General features: G+C 46.7%; 12 protein-coding genes. 6 read left to right on the forward strand and 6 right to left on the reverse strand.

Annotated elements, in window-relative coordinates; translation table 11 throughout:
* Window positions 1-27 precede the first annotated feature (27 nt).
* Both ileS and OWQ48_03470 read left to right on the forward strand, forming a co-directional pair.
* Window positions 28-3,198 (forward strand): isoleucine--tRNA ligase, encoded by a 3,171-nt coding sequence (gene ileS / locus OWQ48_03465; GenBank protein ID MCY0868273.1) that lies wholly within the window; start codon window positions 28-30, stop codon window positions 3,196-3,198.
* Window positions 3,195-3,620: a cytidine deaminase gene (locus OWQ48_03470; protein ID MCY0868274.1), complete on the forward strand. Its 426-nt coding sequence runs from the start codon at window positions 3,195-3,197 to the stop codon at window positions 3,618-3,620. The genes ileS and OWQ48_03470 overlap by 4 nt, the downstream gene beginning before the upstream one ends.
* Here the strand turns inward: OWQ48_03470 and OWQ48_03475 are convergent.
* From OWQ48_03475 to lysS, 6 genes are read right to left on the reverse strand one after another with little or no spacing between them, the layout of a single operon-like run.
* The gene (locus OWQ48_03475; GenBank protein ID MCY0868275.1) at window positions 3,613-6,081 is read right to left on the reverse strand and encodes an SMC family ATPase; all 2,469 of its coding nucleotides are present in this window, start codon (window positions 6,079-6,081) and stop codon (window positions 3,613-3,615) included. The two genes, OWQ48_03470 and OWQ48_03475, sit on opposite strands and share 8 nt — an antisense overlap.
* A 12-nt stretch (window positions 6,082-6,093) precedes the next feature.
* The gene (locus OWQ48_03480) at window positions 6,094-8,085 is read right to left on the reverse strand and encodes a DUF87 domain-containing protein (protein ID MCY0868276.1); all 1,992 of its coding nucleotides are present in this window, start codon (window positions 8,083-8,085) and stop codon (window positions 6,094-6,096) included.
* A gap of 6 nt (window positions 8,086-8,091) precedes the next feature.
* Window positions 8,092-9,432 (reverse strand): hypothetical protein, encoded by a 1,341-nt coding sequence (locus OWQ48_03485; GenBank protein ID MCY0868277.1) that lies wholly within the window; start codon window positions 9,430-9,432, stop codon window positions 8,092-8,094.
* A complete protein-coding gene (locus OWQ48_03490; GenBank protein MCY0868278.1) occupies window positions 9,422-10,750 on the reverse strand; it encodes a DNA repair exonuclease in 1,329 nt (442 codons plus the stop codon). Before OWQ48_03490 ends, OWQ48_03485 begins: the two co-directional genes overlap by 11 nt.
* Before the next feature lie 34 nt (window positions 10,751-10,784).
* A complete protein-coding gene (locus tag OWQ48_03495) occupies window positions 10,785-11,285 on the reverse strand; it encodes a small multi-drug export protein (GenBank protein ID MCY0868279.1) in 501 nt (166 codons plus the stop codon).
* 13 nt (window positions 11,286-11,298) lie between these two features.
* A complete protein-coding gene (gene lysS, locus OWQ48_03500) occupies window positions 11,299-12,933 on the reverse strand; it encodes a lysine--tRNA ligase (GenBank protein MCY0868280.1) in 1,635 nt (544 codons plus the stop codon).
* 301 nt (window positions 12,934-13,234) lie between these two features.
* Between lysS and OWQ48_03505 the strand changes: the two genes are divergently transcribed.
* From OWQ48_03505 to OWQ48_03520, 4 genes are all read left to right on the forward strand, one after another.
* Window positions 13,235-14,527: a hypothetical protein gene (locus tag OWQ48_03505; GenBank protein MCY0868281.1), complete on the forward strand. Its 1,293-nt coding sequence runs from the start codon at window positions 13,235-13,237 to the stop codon at window positions 14,525-14,527.
* A gap of 27 nt (window positions 14,528-14,554) precedes the next feature.
* A complete protein-coding gene (locus OWQ48_03510) occupies window positions 14,555-15,745 on the forward strand; it encodes an MFS transporter (protein MCY0868282.1) in 1,191 nt (396 codons plus the stop codon).
* A gap of 71 nt (window positions 15,746-15,816) precedes the next feature.
* A complete protein-coding gene (gene leuS, locus OWQ48_03515; protein ID MCY0868283.1) occupies window positions 15,817-18,573 on the forward strand; it encodes a leucine--tRNA ligase in 2,757 nt (918 codons plus the stop codon).
* Window positions 18,563-18,715 carry a hypothetical protein gene (locus OWQ48_03520; GenBank protein ID MCY0868284.1) on the forward strand — a complete coding sequence of 51 codons (153 nt, stop codon included), beginning with the start codon at window positions 18,563-18,565 and terminating at the stop codon, window positions 18,713-18,715. The genes leuS and OWQ48_03520 overlap by 11 nt, the downstream gene beginning before the upstream one ends.
* Window positions 18,716-18,722: the final 7 nt, after the last annotated feature.

Raw genomic sequence — 18,722 nt, forward strand, 5'->3', positions numbered from 1 at the left:
AGCTAGTAGGTTAAGAGGCTGTTGCAGATGAGCAGCGAGTGGAGTTTACAAGGTGCCTACAAGCCCCGGGATGTAGAGGAGGCTGTATTAAAGTACTGGGATTCCGTAAACGTGTATAACCTTGTTAAGGAGAGAAACAGGTCCGGGAGGAGAAAGTTCAATTTTATAGATGGGCCACCCTACCCTTCTGGAGACGTACCTCATATTGGCACAGCATGGAATAAAGTATTGAAGGACGCTGTTCTAAGATACAGGAGGATGAAGGGGTACAGGGTCTTCGATAAGCCAGGCTACGATTGCCACGGGCTCCCCATAGAGGTAAAAGTAGAGCAGCGTCTCGGCATTAAGGTTAAGAAGGAGATAGAAGAGAGGCTCGGGGTTGAAGGATTCATAGAGAAGTGCAAGAAGCTGGCTTTAACGAATGCTGAAGCAATGACGAGGTGGTTTAAGGAACTCGGTGTATTCATGGATTGGGATAACCCCTACCTCACCCTTAAAGACGAATACATTGAATACGTATGGTGGCTGATCAAGAAGGCGCACGAGAGGGGATTGCTCGACGAGGAATACCGTGTTGTGCACTGGTGCCCCCGGTGCTCTACAACACTAGCTGAATACGAGCTTGAATACCATGAGCTGGAGGATCCAAGTATATACGTGAAGTTCCAGGTTGATGGAAAGCCAGGTGAGTACCTTTTAATCTGGACGACTACCCCGTGGACACTGCCAGCTAATACATTCATCATGGCACACCCGGATGAAGACTACGTGAAGATCGAGGTTAATGGTGAGAAGTGGATTTTAGCCAAGAAAAGGCTTGAAGCAGTAGCAGGCGAGTTAGGTGTTAGAGACTACAAGGTTGTCGAGGAATTCAAGGGCTCCAGGATAATTGGAGTAAAATATGTTCACCCTCTAGCCGATATAGTGCCTCTTCAAAAAGAGCTTGAGAAGTATCATGTAGTGTATCCTGCACCAGAATTCGTATCAATGCATGAAGGTACAGGGCTAGTGCATGGTGCACCAGGCCACGGTTTCGAGGACTACGTGGTTGCCAGGAGAAATGGAGTAGACGTGATTGCAAGTCCCATCGACGATGAGGGAAGATTCACGCAGGAAGCAGGCAAGTATGCTGGCTTATACGTTAAGGATGCTAACACAGCTATAATACAGGACTTAGAGTCGCGGGGAGCGCTTCTTAAAGCTTCAACCGTTATCCACAAGTACCCTGTATGCTGGAGGTGTAAGACACCTGTTGTAATGAGGGCTACGAGACAGTGGGTTATCAAGGTATCAAAGCTTAAGGATAAGCTTCGAAGAGAACTCGATAATGTAAAGTGGATCCCTGAATGGGCCCGTGAGAGAATAGGCTTCATGGTTGAGAACGTTGAAGACTGGCTTATCTCAAGACAGAGGTACTGGGGGACTCCTCTACCCATATGGAGATGTAGCAATGGACACCGAGTAGTCGTAGGGAGCATAAGCGAGCTGGAGAAGCTTGCCGGCGTAAAGCCCAAGGAGCTTCACAGGCCTTGGATAGATGAAGTTGTCTTCAAGTGCCCGGTCTGCGGGCTTGAAATGCGTAGGGTCCCCGATGTCGCTGATGTATGGCTTGACAGTAGTGTTGCATTTTACGCTGCAAAAGATCACCCGGATAGGTTGAGCCCCGAGGATGTTACCGTTGACTTCATAGTTGAAGTCCATGATCAAACAAGAGGATTGTTCTTCTCAATGCTGCGAGCCGGGGTCGTGGGCTTCGATAGAGTACCCTATAAAACGGTGCTAGTCCACGGCTTCATGCTCGATGAAAAAGGTAGGGAGATGCATAAAAGCCTAGGTAACTACGTGGGCACGGATGAAGTCATAGCGAGAATCGGCAGGGATCCACTTAGAGTATGGCTTGCAGGTAACACGACATGGGAGGATGCAAAGTTCTCGTGGAAGGCTGTTGAGGATTCAATGAGGGATCTCGCAGTATTATGGAATATAGCTGTCTTAGCCTACACGTACATGAAGCTCGACAATTATGATCCAAGTAGCCACGCGCTAAGAGATTACATGGAACACTTAAAAACAGAGGATAAGTGGATTCTCAGCAGAGTGAACACTCTCATTAAGCGTGTTTCAGAACTCATGGATTCATATGAGATCCACTCAGCTGTAAAACTCCTTAGAGACTTCTACATCGAGGACCTCAGCCACTGGTACATTAGGCTTATAAGACCGCGTGTATGGGTTGAAGAGAACACTAGTGATAAGCTGGCAGCCTACACAGTACTCTACTACGTGCTGGATAGACTTGCAAGATTAATGGCACCGTTCACTCCATTCATAGCTGAATACATATACCAGGCCCTAATGAAGCCTGTCTACAATGAGCCCTCCATACACCTCCTACAATACCCTGAACCAGAGGAGGAGCTAATCGATGAGACGCTTGAAGCTGAAATGGAGATTATTAGAGAGGTGTACGAAGCGGCTGCAGAAGCTAGAATGAAGCACGGCTTAAAGATGCGTCAACCAATCAGGAGACTGGTAGTGTATGCTGATGATGAAAGAGTCGCTAGTGTTATAAGTAGAAACATGGATTTAGTGAGAGTTATCGCGAATGCCAAGGATGTCGATGTAGAACCACTAAGACTCCTCAGCGAGATAGTTAGATATAAGGTTGAACTAGTCTATAAGAACGTGGGCCCTAAGTACAAGTCCCTAGTAAGACCTCTAGCAGAATACGTTGAAGCCAATCAGGATAAAATAGCATCCGATATTCTCAGTAAAGGTGTTCACGAAACACTAGTGAATAATTCAATGGTAGTCTTAACGAGAGAGGATGTAAAGATAACACCCCACTACATAGAGGGATATAGCGTCGGGGAAGCTGGATGGGGTAGCATCGCTATAGATGTAAGGCTCAGCGAGGAGGAGATAGCTGAAGGACTAGCAAGAGATATAGTTAGAAGGATCCAGGTTATGAGGAAGATGATGAACCTGGATCTAAATGCATGGATTAAAACAACAATACTGGCACCACGGGATAAGGTAGCCTTAATAGAGAAGATGAGGAAGTACATCATGAATGAAACTAGAAGCGTTGAGCTAACCGTTAAACAAAACGACGACAAGCTGGAAGAGCTTAAAGGATTCAAGCAGGTATGGGAGATAGGCGACGAAGAATACATCATAGGAGTTGAGAAGGCATGAAGATAGATGAGAAAATGCTCATAGAGAAAGCTAGAGAAGTCCTCGGGAATAGTTATGCCCCATACAGCAATATCCATGTGGCCGCAGCAGTACTAACAAGCAAGGGGAACGTGTATACAGGAGTGAACGTCGAGAACTCTAGCTATGGTTTAACAATATGTGCTGAACGCTCCGCTATAGCCGCAATGGTGTCAGCCGGCGAGAGAAAGCCTGTAGCTGTAGCCGTGGTAACAGATATGGAGGAGCCGATACCCCCCTGCGGGGCGTGCAGGCAAGTGATATCAGAATTTAATGCGGATGCATTAATCATAATGCACAGCGTGAAATCCGGGAAAACTATTGTAATGAGCCTTAGAGAGCTATTCCCATCACCCTTTAAGCTCTCAGCATCTTCCAAGGAGAGCATCGAGAATATCACTTAAAATAGTCTAAGATGCTTCTTCCGCCTCTAACACTCTGGAGCTCATCATTTACACCTAGTCTTACAGTAGGCTTAAATCCAGGCTCGTTGCTCCCAGTAGGAGTTGCAGGATTTCTCTCTGCACGGTACCGGCCTTCAAGAATCCCCTCCACGATACTCTTATATACATCGAAGTCTTCGGCTCCTACGCATTCATAGCTTCCCACTCTGGATTCATGGTTGATCTGGTCTCTCTCAAGCATTATCCTGCAGTCTCCTATGTTCTTTAAGAGTTCATCATGGGTTACAACTATAACTTGACCCTCAATCTCCCCGATACTACGCAGGACTTCCCCTAGCCTTCTAACAAGCTCCTGGCTGAAGCCTGTTGTCGGCTCATCGAGTATCAGAGTAGTCCTCCTAAGGAATGATGAATACTTTCTTGCAGTGACATTGAGTGCGAGCCTGTACGCTAAGCTTACAGCAATGCTTTGACCACCGCTCAGTGATGATATAGTATATGATTTACCACCGATTCTCACCTTGGATTCCAGGGTAAAATCGTCTCTTACGTATACTTCAACAGGCTGATCCTGTGTTAACATCTCGAGTACCTCGTAGAAGATCCTCCTGAAATCCCTAATCATCTCTAGAGAAATTCTCTTCTCGATTTCCTCGGCGATAACGTCAAGGCTCTTCAGTAACTCTAGTATCCATTCATGAAGCTTTTTCTCGTTCTCCAGTTTTCTCAGGCTTTCTTCATCTCTCTCTATATCCATAACTACCTGCTCTATGAACCCTACGCGCCCTTTAATCTCAGCTATGATCGAGTTTAGCTTCTTCTCCTCTGCTTCCAGGCTTTTCTCCTGGCGCTTGTACTCATCCAGCTGGTTCTCGACTTCTGTAAGCTTTCTCCTAGCTGCTTCTAGTAGTTTCTTGATGTCCCTGCTTTCTTCTAGTTTTCTTTCTAGTTCTTCAATTCTTTTGACGAGCCCGTTTACCTTCTCTACTATTATATCTAGTCTTCTTATTTCCTCTCTGAGATCATTCAGCTCCTTCTTCACTTGGTTTCTTCTGTTTCTCTTCTCGCTTATAGCCTCATCGATTCTCTTGATGCTCTCGATAATTCCTTTTTCTTCTTCCTCCAGCTTTAGTTTCCTGGATTCCAGCTCCTCGATCTCCTTATTTAAGGCTTCAATTCTGCTTGAGATCTCAGCAATGAGTCTACGGCCGTGCTCGTGGGGGATTGGCTGACGGCAGAGGGGGCATACACCTTTATTAACGAGCTCTAGGTACTGATTGTACTGTTCTCTAAGCTCCTCTCTTTCTCTGCTCTTATACTTGATATCAGCTTCTACACGTTTTATTTCTCCTCTATAACTTGCGAGATTCTCCTCACTGAGTTTTTTACGGGTTTCCTGAAGGACTTCTAAGCTCTGTTCAAGCTCCTCTTCCTCCATGCTTTTTGCTTTAAGCTGCTCCTCTAGTTTCCTCCTCTCCACCTCTAATTTCTCTATGAGTTGCCTAACATCTACCGGTGTCTTCAAGCTGTAAGCTGATGTTATGCTATCCAGCTCCCTCCGTGTTCTCTCCAGCTCCTCTTTTAACTGGATAGCATGCTTTATCTTCCCCTCTAGCTCTCCTATTTCTCGTCGAATCTCTCCGAGTTCTCTGTGAACGCTGTCGATTCTACTTCTCAAATCCCTTAAAGTATTCTCCAGCTGCCTTCTCTTCTCTTCAAGGTTTTTCAACTGCTCCTCTAGTTCCGCTTTCTCTCTAAGCAGGTTTTCCTTGCTTTTATACTGGAGTCTAGCCTTAACGTCGCGTATGCGCTGGGTTAACTCCTCTATCTTGCTTCTAACTAACCTCTTAACCTCCTCACTATTCCTTCTGTACTCCTTGTATCTTGTTAATCCAAGCGATCTCTCCACGACTTCCCTTCTTCTCTCCTCGCTGAGGCTGAGGACCTCGTGAATATTGAATTGAGGAGCGTAGAGCACGCTTGTGAATAGTAGTGGCTGCTCTCTAGCTTTCTCCTTAATTCCTAGTATCCTCTTAATTCTCTTGTTAAGCTCTGTCGGGGATAGGATCCAGCTACCCGTGTTAACTATACGCCCAGTGTTGGTATCTATAGTGTACTCCTCGAGCCTTCCATGCTGCGCGCTGACAACTCTATAACCCTCTCTTCTAAACCTGCGCTCTACTAGGTATAATTTACCTTCATGCTCGAATAGTAGTCTCACGGACCCCTCAGAGGCGTTTGCTCTAAGCAGGTCTCTACCGGTTGGGTAGGCGAATGCTCTAAAGGGGTCTCCGCTTTCACCTTGAGCTAGACCGAATAATGCTGCACTTACAGCCATTAGTATGCTTGTCTTCCCACTCCCTGTTTCACCGTGAATAACTGTGACACCCTTCTTCGGGAATACTATGCGCCCCCTCTTAAAACTCCTAATATTCTCTAATACCAGCCCGTATATCCTCATCGCCGACCACTACTAGAGGAGTATGTCACCGGGTCTCTCCTTGAACTCCTCTAGCTTTCTTAAGCCTTCTCTTACAGCTTCAATGTCTTTTTTATGCTCGTACCATGCTGGCATGTACACTGGTATAGGCTCTTTAATAGGGAGGTCCGGTGAGTATAGGTAGCCTTCTCTATCACTGAGAAATGGGAGGGTCTCTGAGGGAATACCTATATCTGATAGCAGCTCGATATCACTCCTACTCTTACTGCGTAAAGCTATTATAGTGTTGAAGTTTCCAAGTATCTGCTTCTCGATAATGCTTGCAAGCTGGGATACAGCTATAAGCCCTATCTTAAACTTCCGCCCCTCTCTAGCTATCCTGGCGAAAGAGTTGAAGGGGCTTCTAACTTTCTCAGGGCTCAGGTACAGTGGTGCCTCTTCAGATACTAGTACGACAACAGGCTTACCCTCAACTCCTAGAACACCCTCACTGAACCGCTTCTCGAATAAGCGTCTAGCAACCGTTAAGGCTACTAGGTCAGCCTGCTCCCTGCTCAGCAAGGATACATCGAGGATTACAATACCTCCTTCATCAGCTTCCTCGATCACTCTATCAAAGCTTACACTACCCTCCTCACTGAAATCTAGTTCAGTGCTTATGCCAATGTTTTTCCAGGGGTAGTTAGCTCCCTGCACGTTCTCAGCTTCGTGAAGAAACTTCTCGATTAATCTTAATACTACTATAAGAGACTCAGGCTTCTTCAGTAATGAGTTCACCTTTATAACACTCCTGGAGTCGTCGAGTACATTTAAGGTAGTGTACTTCACTGTAGATGCAGGTTGAGTCTTACCTGACGAGATATGCATAGGCTTGCTTACCCACCTCATTATGCTTAGAATATACCTCCTAATGATCCTTATGTGGTTGGTGTATATGCCTTTATCAACTAGAATCTTTAAGAGGCCAGACTTCTCTCGCCTCCCAACGCCTTCATACCTAATCATGTTATCGTAGAGTAATGGGAGGAGTGCTAGCAGGTTTCCATTAGGCTCCAGCTCGCTTTCATTCGAGAAGAATACGCTGGCAACCTTTTTCTCTAGCTCACCTCCTTGTAGTCTCATCACGTGGAGTATATTAGCGACTATCTGAACCATCTCCTCCAGCATATCCGTGTACTCTGGTCCTGGTGCAACATCTTCTAGTAATGCCTTGAAGTCGTTGATGCCTACACTACTGGCAGTAAAGGGTGATTCAATAAGCTCGAAGTAGCCGTGGCTGAAGGGTTCCCCCTGCCTGCTAGCCAGCTTGTACGCTTTAACTCTTACATCCCTTAGCTTATCATTTGAGTAGAGTGAATCCAGAAGAAACCCGGTGAAATTACCTGGATTATACTTCTCAGCGTACTCGCCGTGTCTATCTACTATCAACCAGCCAATTTTCTCCTTTGATTCAAGAGCATACCTGACAATTAATCCCTTTAAACCCGTGGTTTTCCCGGAGCCTGTTTGACCGGCTAGGAGTACATGCTTACTGAGCATCTCAGAGAGCCTTACTTTAATTCTAGCCCGCCTAGGATATCTATGTTCACCCTCATACTGGTAGGAACCACTTCTCAGGAACGCTAGGGTTACCCCTTCGGAACCCTTACTGGTGAGTGCACTGATTCTATCTAGTACCTCTCCTGCTTCATCATCAACAGGATTCAACAAGTAGACGGGTCGTAGTGGTTGAGGCGGTCTAACAGGCTTCCAGAGATGCTTACCTCCCGCGATCTCAAGGAAGAGTGAGGCTCTAACTACGGCTCCCTTAATCACGTCGGATGGGATCTCCCCGGAGACGTAGAGGGATAGAGGCTTGATGTCCATGGAGCCTTTAAAGCCTACAACTTGTAGTATCAGTTCTCTTCCATCATCAACAACGTATAAGAGGTCTCCTAAGCCTGGCAGGTACTCTGAGAGGTCGCTTACAGCTACTTCAACCTCGCTTCCATCCCACCCGTACACTAATCCTACCTGCTTAAGCATGAATATTCACCTGTACCCGTACCTCATTCTCAGGGATGCTTCGAAAGCCTGTATCAAAGGGTGGTTTCCTCTTCCAACAGCCCTTCTTAATGCTAGTATTAATACTTCATGGTATACCCTCGACTTATCTCTATCGAGCCTAACCATTCTATCCACTTCCATCAACCCGTAAGGGGGAGTACCAGAGATTCCACTCACCTTGGAGAAAACCTGGTTCACAGTATAGTGTGCTTTCTCGCCGAGCTTCCCGGCTAGATCCTCGTTTACCTTAACTCCGCTAGATGATACAGTTATAATAGGTTTATCAATATAGTATTCCGCGTGGAATATCCGCTGGAAGCCTTCTGATGCTACAGGCACCCGGAACCTCCATAGCTCTACTTCATCCCTCTTCTGGAATACTATCCTATTGAAGACTGCTGCAGCCTCTCTACCTAGATCAACCCCCATCTTCTCTACTATCTCCTTCAGGACGGTTGCAGCGTTCCCCGCAGACTCGCTATCAACGTAGCCGTAAGCCCCACTCTTAGATACAATACTGTTTCCCATGAAAAGACTGTAAGCACTAGCTAAGCTTGTAAGGCTTGAAGTCTTTGTTAGACCAGTCACTTTATCGATGAGAATTTCCTTGAGTTTGCTCTTACCTACCCCGGAGAGTACTGATAGAATGCTGAAGCCGTCTACGGGGGGCATACCAGCATATTTAACGCCAAACCATCTTTGAAGAGAGCCGTCTACTACTCCAATACCATCACTAATGAACTCTAGGATCCTGGCTAGGTATGCTACTTCAAGCATGCTGATTATATATTTGTGTATATTCATTAGATACCTAGCTACTTTCCTCGGGGATTGACCAGGCTTCTTAATCTCAAAGCTCTCCTTAATGCCTCTATTGATGATCCATGAAACCTCCCGTGATACTCTGTCAGTGTCACCTTCATTGAAGAGTAGTGAATGCTCATCCACTGGTTCTATGGAGAATTTGAAGACAGGTATTAAGCCATCCCAGCCTATATTCGAGTATACTATTAGAGTTTCAATGCTTTTAGCAGAAGGCTTCCCTGAGTAGTGGGCTAGAGTGACTAGCCTCCCATTTTCCTCTCTCACTATGGCTCCAAGCCTCATTAACGTGAGCGAGGAGACATTAGTGCTCTCTGTAAATATCCCGCTGTCAACAAATACAACCGGCTTCTCCTGCTTAACTACTCTTATTGGTGCAACCTTGTAAAATCTACTGTAAAGAATGCTTCTTATTGAGACTACTAGGCTTTCATGGGCTTTCACGTAGTCTTCGTGGAGTAGCCTCGCGTACTTCTCGATAAGCCAGCTCATTCTATTTTCCAACGTTCTCAGCCTTACCATATATTTCTCTTAAAGCTTCTTTAATCTTATCGTAGAGGGACCGGTAGAATGATTCACCTTTCTCCTCGCGCTCCTCGTACATTAATCTAAGTATTTCATGCACTTTCTCGAAGGGTATTCTCAAGCCCTGTTTCTCCACGTACTCCTTGAGGATTTCAGCTTCAAGCTCGTCTACTGAGAGCTCCCCTGTAACCTCTATGGATGGATTAAAGCCCACTAGAATGGATTTCACGCTCTCTTCTCCAGTTAGCTTTAAGTGAATAAGCTTGCTATGCTTGCGTTGAAGCTCCTGCACGATCCTGCTTAGCTCGCCACTACTCTCGATTCTTAATCCCTCTACATCAATGATGAAGCTATGGTAGTCCGTGTAGTCTCTTATAGTCTTCTCCAAGTGCTTTTTCAGCTCATCTAGATTACTTGTGTATACTTTCTCATGGATTACTCTCGGGGTATTCTGCAGTTCGAAGGCTTTAACTAGTGGTGTATCGCTACTGATATCCACGAGGAGTATTCTACGCTTCACGCCTGCTTTCTCGAGTCTAGCTGAATCCCGGAGATCCATTGCATTCATGCCTATAGGTGCTCCAGGGTAGGCTATATTCGACTTGAATACTCGCTCAGATGGAATAGGTAAGTGTATGTGGCCTAACGCTACATAACGTGTCTCAGGCGGGAGAACCCCTGTGAATTCATCTCTCAATACATCCATCCTCCCGTACATGTAGCTGTAGCTGCTTGGCTTAAAGCCAGCGAACTCGATGCTCACGTGGGCGAGAATAATTAAGCTGTTCTTTCTCGCTTCATCTAGACCCTTGAATACTACCCTCTTCTCCTTAATGTATCTGGATTCAGCTTGATTCCTGAAGCCTGGGATACCGTAGAAGACCTGGTCTCCGATTCTCAGCGGGTAGAGTACCAGCCAGCCCTCCTTCTCCTCATACCTAGTGAGCTTTAACAGTCCTGATGCATCATAGAAGTCTAGTACCCCGTGCCTGCTCCTCGCGTTATCATGGTTCCCTTGTACAGCGATTACACTAATACCACTATCACGCAGGCGTCTTAGACTCTCAGCCACCTTCGTCATGAGCGTGTAGTTATCAGGGTTATATGAATCAAAGAAGTCGCCGGCTACTAGTACGGGTGCTTTCTCCGAGATAGCTTTATCCGCGATCTCCTCCAGGATTTTCAAGTAGAATTCAGCGAGAGGACCTCTCTCGGAGAGGGTGCATCCAAGATGCAGGTCTCCTGTGTGAATATAGATCATTGATGGCACTCCCAGTCTAGATGATAGTAGTGTCAAGCAGCTCTATTTAACCCTCATCATACCAGGGGGGTTAAAGCATGAATATCTTCTTCAATGCCTCGATACCTAGATACGTGGCTGCTAAGACTATTAGTGAGGCCATCAGAACCCCGGCATCTATCGCTATAATAGACTTCTTCTTATCTAGGCCGAGCACGTATGCTACAAGGCTACCTGTCCAAGCACCTGTCGCGGGAAGAGGGACTCCAACAAATACTGCTAGCGCTATATACGAGCCCTTTTTAACTCCAAGAGCCTTCTTCTCACCCCACTTCCTCATCCATGCATAGAGGCGTTTAATACCTGATGGAACCCACGGCTTCGCTATAACCAGGTCTATAAGAGAGAGAAGAGGGATTACTATGAGGGGGACGCTCATATTTGAGAGTACTGAGAGCACTATTCCCTGTAGAAGTAGCTGAGTATTGCCTCCAGCCTTCAAGAACAAGTATGGTATTGCACCACGGATCTCGCTGACCGGGGCGAAAGCTAGTATAACAGCCCAGAGAAGCGTGTTAAGCCCTGGATCCATGGCTACAGCCACCCTAGAGGTGTTTAAATACCTCCAGGTATCTTAAAGCCTGCTCCCGGCCCATTAAAGCTAGAAGTGGAGCCGCCCGTGGCCCGCTCTCCCTGCCAACGTAGAGCATGTAGAAGTACTTGTAGAACTCGCTGATGACATCTCTCCTCATGCTACCTGTAATATTAATCATGGAGTTCTTGATTGATTCTTCGCTCCACTCCTCTAGGCTTGAGAGACTCTCGTAGAGAGCGTTGAAGAACTCTCTGTACTCGCCAGGCATCTTCTCAGCTATCCTGGCAGCATTCTCCACAGTGTTTAACGTGAAAGCATACGCCTCCCCACCGTATCTTAAAGCCCATGTGTGAGCCTTCGGCAGGATCTCTAGTATCCTCCGGGCACCGTACTCGCTGGGCTTCTCTGGGAGTAGCCTAATGCTCATCAACCTCTTTAACCCCTCACTACTCCACTTGTCTTCAGGGACTACCTGTGATAGAATAGCTAGATGCGTGTAGGATACCTGTTCAGGTGGCTCTCTTGGAGGATACCCTTTAGGGTAGCTGAGCTCGTAGCTTCTCTTTAATAGTACTTCCTCTTCTTCATCAGCCTTCTCGAGGCCATAGTATATTCTCTCAGCCCTATAGTACTGGCTGTAGTACTGGGGTACCTCGTGTAGGCCCACAGCATACTTCTTCATAGGCGGAGTCTTCAACACTATGAACCTGTACACGTGTGGGTGGGCGACTTCAAGCCATTCTCTCGGCGTGAAACCAAGGAAGTCACTACTCCCCATGTCTGCTAGTGTTCCATCAGGCTTCTTCCATTCAACCCACTCGTACGCTAATCCCTCAGGGGGTTTAAACCCGTAGACGTTTACAGCTAAGTCGACACAGCTGTCTCTGCTGCCTCCAGGCATAGCGTGATCCTTTCCGTAGGGCTCGAAGTCTACTCCTAGAACCCACCAGATGCCAGTCCACTCGATCCTCCACATCAGTTTACTGTTACCTATATCTGTAATCCCCCTGTATCCGCAGTGAGTGCACTCGTATTCTACTCTATCATCGCTGAGGATTCTCACCGTCCTAGTTGAATCTATCCTCCCGCATCTCTCACATATGGGTTCAATAGGGATCCAGTCCTCTGGGTAGGGTTTTCTACCTCTATACTTGTTGACTACTCTTCTAACCTCCTCGCGTTTCTCTAGAGTTAGCTTAATGAACTCTTTGAATGCACTCTTATACATATCGCTTGTGGTGACAACCTCTATGTTTCCATCTGTGAACTCGCCTATGAAGGGGCCGAAGTCACTCCAGTAGTGTTCAACCCAGTTAGCATGACACCCCTTGGGGTCTGGTACTCTTATAAGAGGGTTCCCAGCATACCTGCCAGCCTCAACCGGGTCACTAAACTGCTTCAACTGAGCCTCCTTACCCTTCCACGGATCCTGCGTGTATAGAGTGAGATACTGCTTAATCCTCAAACCTCTCTCGCTAAGTATCCTCCTCAAGGTTTCAGCGATAATTATCTCCCCCCTCAACCTGCCTACATGCTGTAGCCCTGAAACTGATAACCCACCATTGAAGACGTACACCTCTTTACCTCTACTCTTCAAGGCCTCATACAGCTTATCTGCCAGCTCATCAATCCAATGCTTCACCATACCACTACACCACACAACACCATTATACTAGCCACTAATACTATAACTCTTAGCTTGCTTGCTTCAAGTCAAAAAATATTATCCAGCAAGCAATACTCTTAGTCTCGCTTGATAAAGATGAGTTTATAAGCTTTTCGGCTAGCATTCAACGGGAGGGTTTTCCGCTGGCTCATGGAATGCTAACAACACTCTCAGTTCAAAACAAGCAAAACTAAGAGAGATAACCATGCACATACCGTTTCCACTGCATATAGTGTTAAAAACAAGCAAAACTAAGAGTACTAGTGAGTGGTGCAAGCTAATGGTGTATAAGGGAGCGAGGGGTGGTTCTTCGTGGATGGTTATAGTGCTACTGGCTCTCTCTTTTACTACCTGGTTTATCTCGTTTCAGCTTCATAGTCCGAGCCCGCTGGAGCCTTTTACTAGAGTTGAGAGTGCTTTGGGCTGGGGGGTCCGGTACAGTGATATAGTCTATGGGGTTTTCTACAGTGTTTTTCAGAGTGGTGAGAGATGGTTTAACAGTACCGTGTTCTACGAGTTTACTAGTGGCTCACTGAAGTACCCGCTGCCCTACGTGCACTACCGCTTTGAGTATCCTCCTGTGGTGGGCGGGTTCTGGGCTCTCTCCACGAACATAGCTTTAGCTGCTACTAGTAGTATCGGTGAGGCTGGATACGTGCACTACGTTATAACATCAATTATCCTACTAGCGTTCACGATTACATCATCGCTATGCCTCCGCGACTTCTTGAAAGAGGCTGGAGGAGAGGGGTACGCGCTCCTATATCCACTTCTACCCTCAATGATATTCTACTTAGTCTACAACTGGGATATCATAGCAGCAGGCTTCGCCCTTCTAGGATTATACTATCTGAGGAGAAACAGGCTTTTCGCAGGCGGTGTACTCCTAGGTTTATCCTTCTCATCTAAGCTGCTGACAGCAGGGTTAGCCTTCTACTACCTTGTTAAGCTGTATGCTTCTAGAGCCGGGGTTAGAAGGCTACTCGAGTATACTGCAGGGTTTACTGCAACTGGTCTTCTACCATTCATGCTGGTAGCTGCGGCTTCACCTGAAGGCCTAGCCTCCTTTATAGCCCACCACTCTGGATGGTACTGTGAGAACTGCATCTACATGGCTTTTACAAGTGATATACGCTCGCCACTACACAAGCTCCTCTACGTGGCTGCTGGAGGACTACTCTTCCTTACAGTAGGGTACATGCAGTTAAAGCATGGTGCTCCCAGCGTGAAGGCTGAAATAGAGTACTTCTACCTATACCTAACTATACCCATAGTCTTCAGCTATGTCTTCCCGCCTCAGTTCCTCGTGATGCTGACTCCAATGGCTCTAATAGTATCCTCGTACTACAAGCGTGTAGGAGCTGCCTACCTGCTGGCTGAAGTCCTTAACGCTGCATTGATCATAGTATTCTTTAAGGAGCTGGCCGCCGGCGGCAACCCCTGGATACTCCACTACAACTCTAGTGTTTCTCTCACGCAGACTATAGCTATGGCAAGAAATATTATCCTCCTAGTGGTAACCATCGACGTGCTAGTAATGTTGGCTGGTGAATCCCGTGGATGCTGCAAGTAGATACGCATGGTCTCCAAGGTGCTCTCCATGAAGGCTCTAAGACTTAGCCTGCGGGATCAAGGCTCCACTGTGAGAACCACACTGGTTATTCTTGTATCTCTCGGACTGGTCTCGTTCTTCGCTGACATGGCTTACCAGGGCTCAGTCTCCATACGCGGCAGCTACCTGAGCTCTATTGGCGCGCCACTCATAGTCGCCGGCGTATTAAACATAGGCTGGCTTGTAAACTACTCCTCCAGGTTCCTCAGTGGATTGATAAGCGACTACTTCAGGAAGCCTGTTCTCTTCTGGATGCTGGTCTTCCTCGGCTACTTCTTTAATGCTGTAGCAATACTGCTATTAGCCTACGCGCGCAGCTGGGAGATAATAGTACTGTTAATAGTGTTTGAACGCTTCGGGAAGGGGTTAAGGACGCCTATGAGGGATGTCATAATCTCAGAGATTAGTGAGGGTATAGGGAAAGGACTAGGCTTCGGGATACACGGGGTCCTGGATCAAGCGGGCTCAGTGCTAGGCCCTCTCATTGCATCGTTAATTCTCGCATCGAGAAGCCAGAGCTACCCGGATGCATTCCTAATGCTAGCGATACCAGGTTTCATAGCAGTCATGCTGGTTGCCGTAGCATGGTTCATGTACCCGAAGCCCCGGGCTGTAACTGGTGGTAAGCATGGCACCGGCTTCAAGGGGTTGACGAGAGAGTACTACGTGTACATTCTAGGCTTAGCTGTATTCAGCCTCGGCTATGTTTCATGGGATATCATAGGCTACTACTCGAGGAACCTAGGGTTCCAACCAGACTACATAGCACTCCTCTACACTATAGCGATGCTTGTAGATGGATTACTATCTATCCCCCTTGGGGCCCTATACGATAGAGTGGGATTGAGGACTGTGATACTAGTCCCCTTAGCAGCTACATCTGTAGGCTTCCTACTACCTATTCTACCAGGTGTCTATGGAAGCCTGCTACTAGCAGTAGTATGGGGGCTTGCGACAAGCCTCTTCGAGACAACATCAAAGGCTGCTGTAGCAGACTTAGTTTCAGTTGAGAAAAGATCAATCGCGTACGGGTTCTACGGGCTTGTAAACGGGATCCTACTATTCATTGGTGGATTAGTACAGAGCATGCTGCTGGGTGTAAGCTTGAGTATCCTCATACTGTACATTACAGTAGTAGAGTTAGCCAGTCTCATAATACTGCTTAAAGCGGGAAGGTGAAATTAATAGACTTTTAAAGCACAGTAATCTTTTCTCAGAAATATTGACTAGCTGCAAGTGGTGTACTGCTTTTGAGTACGCAGGAATTCCTTGAATGGCTGAGGAGTGTTGAAGCTAAGTGGCAGGCTAGATGGAGGAGGGATAGAGTCTTCGAAGCTAACCCTGATCCAGCTAAACCTAAATACTTCATTACAGTGCCGTACCCCTACACTAATGCGCCGCTACATATAGGGCATGGGAGAACCTACACGATAGGTGATATAGTAGCCAGGTATAAGAGGCTGAAGGGGTTTAATGTTCTGTACCCGATGGCCTTCCATATAACTGGGACACCAATAGTAGCTGTCTCAGAGATGATTGCCCGCGGCGAGAAGCCAGTTATAGAGATGTACAAATCGTATATTAGATACTATGTAAGCGATGAATCAAGAGTCGAGGAGATAGTTAAATCCTTTACTAACCCGCTCAACCTAGCAGAGTTCTTCGCTGATAAAGTTAGCTTGGACTTTGATGCACTAGGATACAGTATCGACTGGAGGAGGAGATTCCACACTGGTGAACCAGCATACAATGCTTTCATCACATGGCAGTACAGGAAGCTCATGGAGAAGGGAATGATTGCTAGAGGCGACCACGTAGTCACCTACTGCCTGCTGCACAAGCAGCCGGAGGGAGAGGATGATATACAGGATGCAGACGTGAACCCAGTGGAGATACTAGAGTATACAGCCCTTAAATTCCATGAGGAGGAGGCAGGTAGATACCTTGTAGCTGCAACTCTAAGACCAGAGACCATATACGGTGCTACGAATCTATGGGTTAACCCTAATGCTAGATACCTTGAATTAGAGTGGAGAGGAGAGAGGATAGTAGTCTCGGAGAAAGCCTATGTAAAGCTTGCACACCAGTATCCAGAGGATGAGATAAGAGTACTAGGGGAGATACAGGGGAGAGAGCTTGTTGGGAGAACAGTTACTTCTCCAATCGGTGTTAAACTACTCGTGCTACCAGCCCGGTTCGTAGACCCTGATAATGCAACCGGCATCGTATACAGCGAGCCCAGCGACGCCCCCTACGACTACATTGCATTAGAGGAGCTGAGAAGGAGTAAGGAGACTCTAAGAGAGTACGGGGTTGAGCCAAGTGTACTTGACTCCATAAAGCCAGTGAAGATCATCAATGTACCCGGCGTAGAAGGCCATCACGCAGCCCTCCTAGTTGAGAAAGCTGGTATAACAAGCCAGATGGATCCACGGTTAGAAGAGGTGACGGCAAGCATATACAAAGAACAGTACTATAATGGCGTCATGATAGTCGACGACCCCCTTGTAAAAGGGCTCCCAGTTAGAGAAGCTAGGAGTAAAATCAGGGAGAAACTAATTAGTGAAGGAAAAGCATTCACCTTCTACGAGTTGAATAGAAAAGCGAAGTGCAGGGCTGGAGGCGAGATAATAGTAGCTAAGATTAAAGGACAGTGGTTCCTAAACTATGGTTTAAAGGATGTTAAGGAGAAAACCAGGAGGTTCATTGAGGAGAAGCTCACTATAATACCCGAGAAGTACAAGAAGGCTTTCCTTGATACATTAGAGTGGCTGGATAAAAGACCCTGTGCTAGAAAGAGGGGTATAGGGACACCACTACCCTGGGAGCCCGAGTGGATTATTGAGAGTCTAAGCGACTCTACAATATACATGGCATTCTACACTATAATCCACAAGATCCGCGAGTACAATATCAAGCCTGAACAACTCTCCCCCGAGGTATTCGACTACATCTTCCTGGGTATAGGGGATCCAGCTGAGATCTCAGGGAAGACAGGTATACCCTTGAAGGCCCTGGAGGAGATGCGCAATGAATTCAGTTACTGGTACCCAGTCGACCAGAGGCATACATCCATACCACACATAAGCAATCATCTCTCATTCTACATTATACACCATGTAGTCCTCTTCCCGCCGGATCTCTGGCCTAGAATGATAACGCTCAATGAAGCTGTTATACGTGAAGGAGCGAAGATGTCTAAGAGTAAGGGGAACGTTATACCATTAAGAGATATTGCGAGACTATACTCAGCAGACCTCTTCCGCCTCTACATATCGTGGGCTGCAGAACTTGATAGTATTCTAGACTGGAGGGAGAGAGAAGTTGCTACAGTAGTCGACTCACTAAGAAGGTTTACTGAGCTAGCTAGAAGTGCTGCTACAGCTGAATGCAGTAGCATGCCAGTAGACGATCCAGCGTCAAGATGGTTTATTGATAAGTTCAACCAGCTGGTTGCTAATGCCACCGAGAGCTTAGAGCGCATGGAGATCAGGAAGTACGTGCAGGAAGCGTTCTTCAATGCTTTAACAATAGTGGAGAAGTACCGTGACCTAGCCGGCGACCACTATCTCTGCGGAGTAAAAAGTATTCTGAAAGACTGGATCACAATTCTCAACCCGGTGATACCTCACGTAACAGAGGAGATCCATGAGATTATGGGTGGTAGCAGGTATCTCTCGCTCAGCTCGTGGCCGCAGCTTAAGCAGCCAGTTAACATCGAGCTGGATGTAGCTATGGATCACGCTATAGCGCTACTAGAGGATATAAGAGAAGTAGTAAGACTACTCAAGAAGACACCGTCAAAAATATACGTTATTGTAGCACCAGCGTGGAAGCGGGAGGTAGCCATTAAAGCTATGGATGGGGTTCCGCTCAAAGAGGTCGTAGACTACGCTAGGAATACTTACGGGTTGAAAGGTAGAGAGATTGAGATCGTCGAAGCATACAACCACTTCAAGAAGCAGCCGATAAACGATGTTAGAGTTAAGCAGCCAAGTGGAGTATAATATCTTCAAGTATATGGCGAAATACTATTCTCACAAGCTGAATGCAAGCGTAGAAGTCTTATGGGGGGATGAAGCAAGGATTAAGGGTATCCCAAGATATGAGAGAGCACTGCCGTTAAAGCCGTCAATATATGTTATTTAACCGGCTA

It is taken from the genome of Desulfurococcus sp., from assembly GCA_026626905.1.
In the GTDB taxonomy this organism is placed as follows: domain Archaea; phylum Thermoproteota; class Thermoprotei_A; order Sulfolobales; family Desulfurococcaceae; genus Desulfurococcus.

What these genes read in the sequence shown, in the direction of transcription:
- ileS (MCY0868273.1), top strand. Translation starts at nt 28, where the DNA reads ATGAGCAGCGAGTGGAGTTTACAAGGTGCCTACAAGCCCCGGGATGTA.
- OWQ48_03470 (MCY0868274.1), top strand. Translation starts at nt 3,195, where the DNA reads ATGAAGATAGATGAGAAAATGCTCATAGAGAAAGCTAGAGAAGTCCTC.
- OWQ48_03475 (MCY0868275.1), bottom strand. Translation starts at nt 6,081, where the DNA reads ATGAGGATATACGGGCTGGTATTAGAGAATATTAGGAGTTTTAAGAGG.
- OWQ48_03480 (MCY0868276.1), bottom strand. Translation starts at nt 8,085, where the DNA reads ATGCTTAAGCAGGTAGGATTAGTGTACGGGTGGGATGGAAGCGAGGTT.
- OWQ48_03495 (MCY0868279.1), bottom strand. Translation starts at nt 11,285, where the DNA reads ATGGATCCAGGGCTTAACACGCTTCTCTGGGCTGTTATACTAGCTTTC.
- lysS (MCY0868280.1), bottom strand. Translation starts at nt 12,933, where the DNA reads ATGGTGAAGCATTGGATTGATGAGCTGGCAGATAAGCTGTATGAGGCC.
- OWQ48_03505 (MCY0868281.1), top strand. Translation starts at nt 13,235, where the DNA reads ATGGTGTATAAGGGAGCGAGGGGTGGTTCTTCGTGGATGGTTATAGTG.
- OWQ48_03510 (MCY0868282.1), top strand. Translation starts at nt 14,555, where the DNA reads ATGAAGGCTCTAAGACTTAGCCTGCGGGATCAAGGCTCCACTGTGAGA.